General features: G+C 67.2%; 8 protein-coding genes. All 8 read left to right on the top strand.

Features of this window, described 5'->3' with window-relative positions:
• Positions 1–756: 756 nt before the first annotated feature.
• The 8 genes from ACIA49_RS19255 to ACIA49_RS19220 all read left to right on the top strand — a co-directional run bounded on the left by ACIA49_RS19255 (position 757) and on the right by ACIA49_RS19220 (position 9,431).
• The gene (locus tag ACIA49_RS19255) at positions 757–2,289 is read left to right on the top strand and encodes an ABC transporter substrate-binding protein (RefSeq protein ID WP_396378549.1); all 1,533 of its coding nucleotides are present in this window, start codon (positions 757–759) and stop codon (positions 2,287–2,289) included.
• Positions 2,290–3,228, top strand: coding sequence for an ABC transporter permease (locus tag ACIA49_RS19250; protein WP_396378548.1), 939 nt, complete (start codon positions 2,290–2,292; stop codon positions 3,226–3,228). It abuts the gene before it with no gap.
• The gene (locus tag ACIA49_RS19245) at positions 3,225–4,022 is read left to right on the top strand and encodes an ABC transporter permease (RefSeq protein ID WP_396378547.1); all 798 of its coding nucleotides are present in this window, start codon (positions 3,225–3,227) and stop codon (positions 4,020–4,022) included. The genes ACIA49_RS19250 and ACIA49_RS19245 overlap by 4 nt, the downstream gene beginning before the upstream one ends.
• Positions 4,019–5,575 carry an ABC transporter ATP-binding protein gene (locus ACIA49_RS19240; RefSeq protein ID WP_396378546.1) on the top strand — a complete coding sequence of 519 codons (1,557 nt, stop codon included), beginning with the start codon at positions 4,019–4,021 and terminating at the stop codon, positions 5,573–5,575. The genes ACIA49_RS19245 and ACIA49_RS19240 overlap by 4 nt, the downstream gene beginning before the upstream one ends.
• Positions 5,572–6,624: a pyridoxal-phosphate dependent enzyme gene (locus ACIA49_RS19235; RefSeq protein WP_396378545.1), complete on the top strand. Its 1,053-nt coding sequence runs from the start codon at positions 5,572–5,574 to the stop codon at positions 6,622–6,624. The genes ACIA49_RS19240 and ACIA49_RS19235 overlap by 4 nt, the downstream gene beginning before the upstream one ends.
• A 10-nt stretch (positions 6,625–6,634) precedes the next feature.
• Positions 6,635–7,390 carry a phytanoyl-CoA dioxygenase family protein gene (locus ACIA49_RS19230; protein WP_396378544.1) on the top strand — a complete coding sequence of 252 codons (756 nt, stop codon included), beginning with the start codon at positions 6,635–6,637 and terminating at the stop codon, positions 7,388–7,390.
• Positions 7,387–8,187 carry a Rossmann-like domain-containing protein gene (locus ACIA49_RS19225; protein WP_396378543.1) on the top strand — a complete coding sequence of 267 codons (801 nt, stop codon included), beginning with the start codon at positions 7,387–7,389 and terminating at the stop codon, positions 8,185–8,187. Before ACIA49_RS19230 ends, ACIA49_RS19225 begins: the two co-directional genes overlap by 4 nt.
• Positions 8,188–8,279: 92 nt before the next feature.
• On the top strand, positions 8,280–9,431 hold the full coding sequence (locus tag ACIA49_RS19220) for an MFS transporter (protein ID WP_396378542.1): 1,152 nt from the start codon (positions 8,280–8,282) through the stop codon (positions 9,429–9,431).
• Positions 9,432–9,443 lie beyond the last annotated feature (12 nt).

Genomic DNA, 9,443 nt, shown 5'->3' with positions numbered 1-9,443 from the left:
CCACCAGATCCGCCACGACCCACCAACGAACCGCAGCCATCAAGTGTCCGACATGTCCCTACACACAACCGTCAGACATGTCCCTTCAGAACACATGTCGGTTTGGGTTGGTTTGGCTCCCCGGCGTCGGAGGTTGGGGGTGGGGAGTTTTTCTTGCCTGTAAGGGTTATCTTTCTCCCCAGTCGGGAGCGCGCGGCAGTACCGAAGGGGTGGGTCAGGTTTGAGGACTCGGTGGAGGCGGCGGCAACCGTAGCCCGTCAGCCACAGGCAACGGCTAACGCGATCACCAACCGAACCATCCCCCTCAGCCACGCGCTTGCTCAGCCACCCCGTCTTTAATCGGCCGCCGCGGTGGCCAGCCATCCACGGGCGTTGTCGGCCGAGTCGCTGGGTGGTGAGGCTCGTCGCGTGGCGCCGGTTGCGTAACTCTCCCCAAACCGGTTCGGGGAGGGTTTGCTGCTGGGGAAAGGCCGTCTGGGGAGGATCTGGCCCCCGGATCCGTCCTGGATCCGCCCCAAAGCGGTTTGGGGCGGGTGGGGGAGCTGCGTTAGTCGGGGATTTTTCGGCGTATGGCGCCGAAAAGTTGCCGGCTAGTGGAGGGGGGCGGGGGTTCGGTGACGGGGAGTGGTGGGTGGGGGTGGGTGGGGGACACGCCGTTACGGAGAGCAGTCGGGGGGTGGGGCGGAAAGAATGAGGGCGTCCCGTTCAGATGCGCGCTGAATTGACAATCGTTTTCACTAACGTGAGGATGGTCGCGTGTCCGATGCGCTGAATCGACGTGGGTTTCTGGGGTTGGCCGGCGCGTTGGGGGTGGCGGCGCTCGGTGGGTGTGGGGGCGGGGGTGGCGCGTCTTCGCGGCCGGCGGCGGGTGGGCGGTTGCGGGCCGTGTACGCCGGTGGTGGGGCGAAGGAGGTGCTGGATCCGCATGTCCAGAGCTTGTTCGTGGATATTGCCCGGCATAAGGCGATGTACGAGAAGCTGGTTGAGCTCGGGCCGGATCTGAAGCCGGTACCGCGGCTGGCGGAGAAATGGGAGCACGACGGCAAGGCGCTGACCTGGCGGTTCTCGTTGCGGGAGGCGACGTTCCATGACGGGGCGAAGCTGACGGCCGAGGATGTGTTGTTCAGTCTGGCGCGGATCGCGGATCCCGCCGTACCGGAGCGGGTGGCGCAGTCATCGTTGGCGGCGCTCGATCTGCGGCGGTGCAAGGCGGTCGATCCGCGGACGGTTGAGTTGGTGCTGGCCGCGCCGAATGCGGAGTTCCCGACGTTGCTGGCCGGGATCGGGACGCAGATCGTGCGGGACGGGTTCAGGGATCCGGCCAAGCCGGTCGGGACCGGGGCGTTCAGGTTCGTGTCGTTCGAGGCTGGGCGGTCGATGGTCGCCAGCCGGTACGACGATTACTGGGACGGCGCGGCGCGGATCGAGGAACTGCAGGTGTTGTCGGCTGATGCCGAGGCGCGGGCGAACGCCGTACAGGGTGGTCAGGCGGAGTATGCGAACGACATGACCGCGACGTTCGCGCGGACCGCCGAGGCGGGGAAGTCGGTGCGGATCGCGGCAGCGAAGGCGAGCACGATGCAGGCGTTCGTGATGAAGGTGGATCAGGCGCCGTTCGACAATCCGGACGTGCGGCTGGCGTTCAAGTTGCTGGCGGATCGGCAGCGGCTGGTCGACGTCGTACTGGCTGGGCGCGGGACGGTCGGGAATGACCTTTTCGGTCAGGGATTCCAGTACTACCCGGGGGATCTGCCGCAGCGGGAGCGGGATGTCGACCAGGCCAAGTCGCTGCTGAAGAAGGCGGGGCTGGTCGGCAAGGAGATCGAGATCTTCACGGCCGATGCGTCGGCGGGATTCGTCGAGGCGGCGACATTGTTTGCCGAGCAGGTTGCCGAGGCTGGGGTCAAGCTGAAGGTGACGACCGGGAGTCCGCAGACCTACGCGAAGGATCTGCTGACGAAGGGGGCTATTGGCAACCATCGGTCGGGCGCGATGCCGATCCCGCAGTACATGGTTGATCGGCTGCTCACGAAGTCGCCGTTCAATGTGACGCATTGGCGGAAGCCTGCGTTCGACGCGGCGTTCGCGGCGGCGCAGGTGCAGACCGACGAGGCCGTTAGGTCGGCCAAGTACGGCGAACTCCAGCGGACGCTGCGGGATGACGGCGGCATACTGGCTTGGGGCTTGCCGGACTACCTGGTTGCGGTCGCGCCGAAGGTGCAGGGGGTGCAGGCGGTGCCGCCGAACACCGTCGACTTCGGCCGGTTCGACAAGGTGTGGCTGGCCTGAATGCGGTCGTACGCCGCTGGGCGGGCCGCACTCGCCGTCCTCCAGCTTGCGGTGCTGTCCGTGCTGGTCTTCGTGCTCACGTCGCTCCTGCCGGAGGACGCGGCTGACCTGCGCTTCACCGAGACGCTGACCCCTGACCAAGTCTCGCGGTTACGCGAACAGCTCGGTCTCGATCAGCCGGCTGCGGAACGATTCGTGCACTGGTTCGGCGGGGTGCTGACGGGCGATCTCGGTACGTCGCTGATCAGTGGCGGGCCGGTGAGCTCGATCGTGCGGGACTCGGTGGGCGCGACGTTGGTGCTGACGTTGGCGACGCTCGCTGTCGTGGTGCCGCTGGCTGTTGCCCTCGGCATCTTGATGGGGACGCGCGAGAACGGTCGACTCGATCGGGTGATCACGTCGGTGACGCTGGCGTTGAGCGCGATCCCGGACTTCGTGATCGCGGTCGTGCTGGTAGCGGTGTTCTCGCTCAAACTCGGTTGGCTACCGGCGACATGGATCGGTGGGTCGCTGCTCACCTCACCTGTACTGCTAGTGCTCCCGGTGACCGTGTTGCTTGGTCGCACGGTCTGCTTGCTCTCCCGCCAGGTTCGCGCCGGCACCATCACTGCCTTGAATGCCGAGTACGTCGTCCAGGCGCGCCGACTCGGTATCCCGCGCCGGCGTCTGCTGCTACGCCACGTGCTGCCGAACGCCGCCGTACCGGGTGTGCAGGAGCTGGCGCGAACCGGCGACACTCTTCTTGGCGGAGTGCTCGTGGTGGAGGCGATCTTCGCGATCCCCGGGTTCGCGACGGCGTTGGTGGATGGAGTCGAGACTCGCGATATCCCAACGGTCCAAGGTCTCACGCTGGTCCTCGCGGTCGCGGCGTTGCTGATCAACCTGGCCGCGGACCTGGTCTGCAACCGCCTGGTCCCGAGAACGGAGCTCCTCCGATGAGGACGCGCATCCCGGTGGCGATCTCCGTGGTACTGGTTGTAGTACCGCTGCTCGTTGCGCTCGCCGGACCGTTCATCCCAGTGACCGCCAAGCCAGGACTGCCCTACGCGCCTGATGGGGTGCTGGGGACTGACGGGTTGGGACGGGATGTCCTCGGCTTGTTGCTGGTCGGCGGGCGGACCGCCCTCGGGATGGCGTTCGGGGCCGTCGTGATCGCTTACCTGGTAGGTGGGTTGATCGGGCTGGTGGCAGCGTCCACCCGTCACCGATGGCTGGACGAAGTGCTGATCCGGCCGCTCGACGTACTGCTGCCGTTGCCGTCTCTACTGGTCATCAGCGTGGTCGCCGTCGGCTGGCGCGCATCGCCGCTCGCGATCACGCTCGCTGTTGCCATGGTCAACGTTCCGACCGTTGCTCGCCTGGTCCGGGCGGCCGCCCTGGATGCAGCAAGCTCGCCGGTGGTCGAGGCGCTCCGCATGCAACGCGAGTCCTGGGTGACCATCCAGCTCGGGTACGTCGGTCGCGCGGTGATCGGCCCGGTCGCCGCCGACCTCGGTACCCGCATCACGCTGGCGGTGTTCTTGGTTGCCTCGGTCAACTTCTTGGGACTCGGCCTGAGCCCGACCGCCGCCGACTGGGCCGTCAGCGTCTCCCGCAACCGCGAGGGACTTCTCCTCCAACCCTGGTCAGTCCTGGCGCCAGCCCTCCTCCTCGTCTCGTTCACCCTTGGCTTCAACCTCCTGGCCGACCGTCTCGTCCACCGCACCCGCCGCCTAGTGACGAGCACGGCATGACTGCGCTCGCGAGGGTCACTCGGTTGAGTGCGACGGCCGGATCCGCCGTACTGGTGGATGGGGTGTCGTTCGAGGTGTTCGCGGGTGAGGTGACTGCGCTGGTTGGGGCTTCGGGGTCGGGGAAGACGACTTCGGCTCTTGCGCTCCTCGGGGAGAGCGGGAGTGGGGTGCGGCTTGAGGGGGAGGTGGTGGTTGAGGGGATGACCGTTGTCGATGGCAACGGGGTGACCGCCGCCACCGGCCTCAAAGGGCGGGTGGTGGCTTATATGCCTCAGCATCCGGGGAGTGCGCTCAATCCGGCGCGGCGGGTTGGGGCGACGCTGAAGGAACTTGAGCGGTTGCATCATCCCGGGCAGGCGGTGATGCAGGAGGCTTTACGGGGTGCGCAGGTGCCGGGGGATCGGGCGACGCTCAGGCGGTTTCCGCATCAGTTCTCGGGTGGGCAGCGGCAGCGAGTTGCGTTGGCGCAGGCGTTGACGTGCCGGCCGAAGGTGCTGGTACTGGACGAGCCGAGCACCGGCCTGGACTCGATCACGCGGCTTCAGCTTGCGGGGGAGTTGAAGAAGTTGGCAGCTGCCGGGCTCGGGATCTTGTTGCTGAGTCACGATCTCGGCCTCGTGCGCGAGCTCGCCACGCACGTCGTCGTACTGGATGCCGGCCAGGTGATCGCCGCCGGCGGCACCGAGGTTCTCCCGCCCAGCTGGGAACCGCAGGAGACGGGAACCACCCATCCCGGTCAACCGTTGCTCCAGGCAATGAACCTGTCCGCGTCGATCCGCCCGAGAGGCCGCATCCAGGTACTGCACGGGATCGATCTGGCTGTCGAGTCAGGGAGAAGCGTCGGCATCGTCGGCCGATCAGGCAGCGGCAAGACGACGCTCGCTCGCTGCTTGGCCGGCCTGCATGAGCGCAGTACAGGGCAGCTGCGACTCGACCGCGAAGAGCTTCCCGTCCTCCGCAAACGCACCCGCGAGCAGAATCGTCGCGTTCAATACGTCTGGCAGGAAGTCCGCGGCTCCTTCGACGAACGCCGCCCGGTCGATCAGCAAGTCGCCCGGACCGCGCAACGCCTGCGCGGCCTCACCCAAGACCGTGCCTACGCCGAAGCCGTCGCGACCCTTGCACGGCTCGGCGTCTCAGCGACCACCGCAGCCCGACCACCCAGCCGTCTCTCCGGCGGCGAACTCCAGCGCGCCGCCTTGGCGAGAGCAGTCCTCGCCGAGCCCGACGTACTGATCTGCGACGAGATCACCACTGCCCTCGACGACGCCGGTACGGCGCTTGTCGTCGACCTGCTCGCGGAATTGAAGACCCGCGGTACGGCGCTGGTCTGGATCGGCCACGACCTCGGTCTGGTCGCGGCGGTCACCGACCACGTGCTGGTGATCGACGCCGGCCGGATCGTCGAGCAGGGCCCACCCGCGACCGTGATGACCGAACCACACCATGAACTGACCCGGCGGCTGGTGAGCGCGGCCCGCCTTGGTCGGCCGCCCGAGTTGCCCACCCCGCCAGTCGATACTGCTGACACGAGGAGCGAACCGCGGCGATGAAGTCTGCGCGACTGCACGACCATTTGGCGGAGGCGATCAAGGACCCGGACCCGATCAGAGTCGGGGACGACCTGATCTGCCTGCGGTTCGAGACGATGAAGGTGTACTCCGCGCTCGGCGCCGTCCGGCATCTGCTGGAGACCGGCGTGGTCCGGCCGGGCGACACGTTGATCGACAGTTCGAGCGGGATCTATGCGCATGCGCTGGCGCTGGCCTGTCACCGGTACGGGATGCGATGTCACATCGTCGGCTCGACCACTGTCGACCGGACGCTGAAGATCCAGTTGGAGATCCTCGGAGCGACCATCGAACAGGTCCCGTCGTCCAACAACCTGCACCTGGATCAGAACCTGCGAGTCCGCCGGATCGCCGAGATCCTGCGCGACAACCCGTCGTACCACTGGATGCAGCAGTACCACGACGACATCCACTACCTCGGGTACGGCGCGGTCGCGGATCTCGTCGCCGACCTCGTGCCGGACGGACCGCTCTGCCTGGTCGGCGGGGTCGGTACCGGAGCGTCGACCGGAGCGATCGCGGAGTACCTGCGCAATCGCGGCCGGGACGTGAACCTGGTCGGCGTCCAGCCGTTCGGGAGCATCACGTTCGGGGCCGGTCACACCAAGGATCCGGAGATGATCATCGCCGGGATCGGCAGCTCGATCGAGTTCCGCAACGTGCGGCACGAGCTTTACGACCGCCTGCACTGGGTGTCGTTCGACTACGCGATGTCGGCGGCGGTCGATCTGCTGCGCACGTCCGGGGTGTTCGCCGGGCTGTCGGCCGGGGCGGCGTACCTGACCGCATTGTGGGAACACGCCTGTGACAGCTCGCGCACGCACGTCTTCCTGGCCGCCGACACCGGGACCCGGTACGTCGAGTCCGCTTTTTCCCGTCATGCCGAGGCGCTCCCGATGGCGGCGATGCGGCCGCGTGAGGTCGATTCGCTGGACGAGCTCGCGGTGCCGTGGTCAGCGATGTCCTGGGATCGCCGCGAACCGGCCGTGGGTCGGCGCGAAGAGTTTCCATCCGCGACCCCGTCGCATTAACTTAGGTGGGGTGACGGGGTATGTACTGCTGGAATCGTTGTTCACGGCCACCGAAGTGGAGCGCCTGCGGGCGGTGGCCGAGCAGGTCCACGCCGAGGTCGTTGCCGCGGCCGAGGCCGGTGAGACCGACGTGACCGTGTGGCCGGACGGGCACCGGCTGGAGAAGGTCCGAGGTACGACGATCCATTGGGAACCGGATGCGGTCGGCAAGGCGGTCCGCAGCCTGTCGCCCGTCTCGCAACTGCATCCCGCGCTGGACGCCTTGTGGGACGAGCCGCGCCTTGTCGATCCGATGAGCTCGCTGATCGGGGCGCAGGCGGGTCGGTTCGTGGCGAAGCTGAACTTCAAGCGGGCTGGTGTCGGATCGGAGTTCGCCTGGCATCAGGACTTCCCGTACTGGTACTGCTGTGCCGGCGACGCGGCCTACGACATCGCCACCGCGATCGTGATGCTCGACGACAACACTGTCGCGAACGGCGCCATGACGCTCATCCCGGACAGCCCGTCGGAAGGCCCGGTACGGCGGGATCCGCGCGAGCCGACCGGGTTGCTGGTCGATCCAACCGCCGTCGACGTCGGCCGAGCGGTCACGGTCGAGGCGCCGGCTGGTTCCGTGCTGATGTTCCCCGGGCTGATGGTGCATCGATCGGCACCCAATCGCACCGCGTCCGACCGTCGGTCGTTGCTCTACTGCTTCCAGCCCGCTGGACGTCCCGAGTTGTCCGCCCTCACTTATGACCCCGAAAGGCTGGCCGCGCTGCCATGACCGTCGCCGACCTGACCGAAGCCGTCCTCGACGGCGCCCACGGCCCCGACCCGTCCACGCTCTCCGTCACCAGTGCGTTCTGGTTGCATCACACAACGCGGCTTCCGGGTGCCGACGTCACCTATCGCAACTACTACGTGCTGCTCCGCGTCGGCGAGGTCTTCGGCGCGTGCTCATTCGAGTCCGGCGAGCTCGACCCGTCGTACTGCGCGGACACGTCCGGCCGCACGCTGTCCGACGTACTGCGGTCCGACGATCCGTTGCCGGTCCGCATCGCAGCCCTCGACGCCTACCTGGCCGCTGTCGAACCACATCACACGACCGACGCGGAAGAGGTCATCCTTCCCGCCGGTACGCCGGATGTCCGCGCCCGCGCACGTGATGCCGCCGTCGCCGGCCTGCTGGATGTTGCCGAGGGCACCAAGGTCGCGCTGATCGGCGTGGTCAATCCTCTCGTCGACGCGATCACCGAACGCGGCGGGATCTGCCTGCCCTGCGACTTCAACCTCCGCGAAACCGCATCCGGAATCGCCGTCTCCCAAGACATGCACGAAGTAGTCGACGCGGCCGATGCGGTCGTCGCCACCGGAATGACGCTGTCCAACGGTTCCTTCGACCGCCTGCTAACTCGTTGCCGTAAGCAAGAAAAGCCGCTCGCCATCTATGCTCAGACCGGAAGCGCCGTCGCCCGCGCCTTCCTGGGTTCCGGCGTCACCGCCCTCTCCGCCGAACCGTTTCCTTTCTCCCAGTTCTCCGCCCGTCCCACGTCCCTCTACCGCTACAGGACCACCGAATGACCACCCCGAATTCCTTGCCGGCAGCCCCCATCTTGTCTCCGGGGGGCGGTGCGCTGCCCAAGCGAGTTGAAGAAGTCCCCAGTGACTGGCGGATGGCTCGGCGGCTTTGGCCGTTCCTCCTGGCCTCCACCGTGAGTCTGATTCCGTTCACGGTGTTCGGGATGTATCTGGTGCCGATAGCGGCAGCTGCGAACGGGAAAGTGGCGGAGATCGGCGGGCTGCGGGGGCTCGGTGGTCTGGCTGCGTTGGTGGTCGGCTTCGCGCTCGCGCCGTTGATCGATCGGTTTCCGCGTGAGCTGGTGGCCGCTGGTGGATTGGCGTTGCTGGGGGTCTCCGCGCTTTTAGGTGCCATTGGCAACGTCTGGGCGCTGGCTGCGTTCTGCCTGCTGATCGGTGCGTCCACGTCGATCCTGGGCCCGTCGATCGGTGCGGCCGCGGCGGACCGGTTCAACACGCCGGCCGCGGCGGGGCGGGCGGCGACGCTGGTGTCCGCGACCACGTCGGCGATGGCGATGCTGGCCGCGCCGGTGCTCGCCGTACCGGGGATGTTGTGGGGTTGGCGAGGCAACCTGATCGGTGCTGCTGCGATCTCGCTGGCGTTGTCGGCTGCGTTCTTCTGGCGGGGTCGTGGGCGCAAGGCTCCGTTGCGTGCTGAACGGATGAGCTATCTCGCGACCTACCGCGAGCTCGGTCGGATCCCGGGCGCCGTACCGCTGCTGGTGGTTGCGATGCTGCGGACCGCCGCATTCATGGGCTACCTCGCCTACCTGGCCGCCTTCTACGACGAGAAGTTCGACCTCGCGCCGGGCTGGTTCGCTTTGGTCTGGTCGCTGAGCGGGGCATCGTTCTTCCTCGGCAACCTGCTGTCCGGGCGCTACCTCGCGATGGATCGGCCGTGGATCGGCCCGGAGCGGATGCTGCTTCTCGGTCTCGGGATCGCGCTCGTCAGCATCTCGGCGTTCTACTTCTCACCGACCATCCCGCTGACGCTGCTGCTGACCGCACTGATGGGGGCCAGCCACGCGACCGTCGCCGCCTGCGTCACGACCTTGCTGGTACGGCGAAGCGGTGACCTGCGCGGATCGGCACTCAGCGTGAACGCGGCCGGGATGAGTCTGGGGACGTTCCTCGGGGCTGCCCTCGGCGGTCTGGGGCTCGGCCTCGGTGGTTACCCCGGCACGGCCCTGACTTTTGCCTCGATCACCCTGGTTGCGGTGCTTTGTGCACTGCGCGTGCGCCGATAGGCGATATATCGT

It is taken from the genome of Kribbella sp. NPDC051587 (genome assembly GCF_044453945.1).
Lineage (GTDB): Bacteria > Actinomycetota > Actinomycetes > Propionibacteriales > Kribbellaceae > Kribbella.
This window is presented reverse-complemented; position numbering and strand designations above follow the sequence as displayed.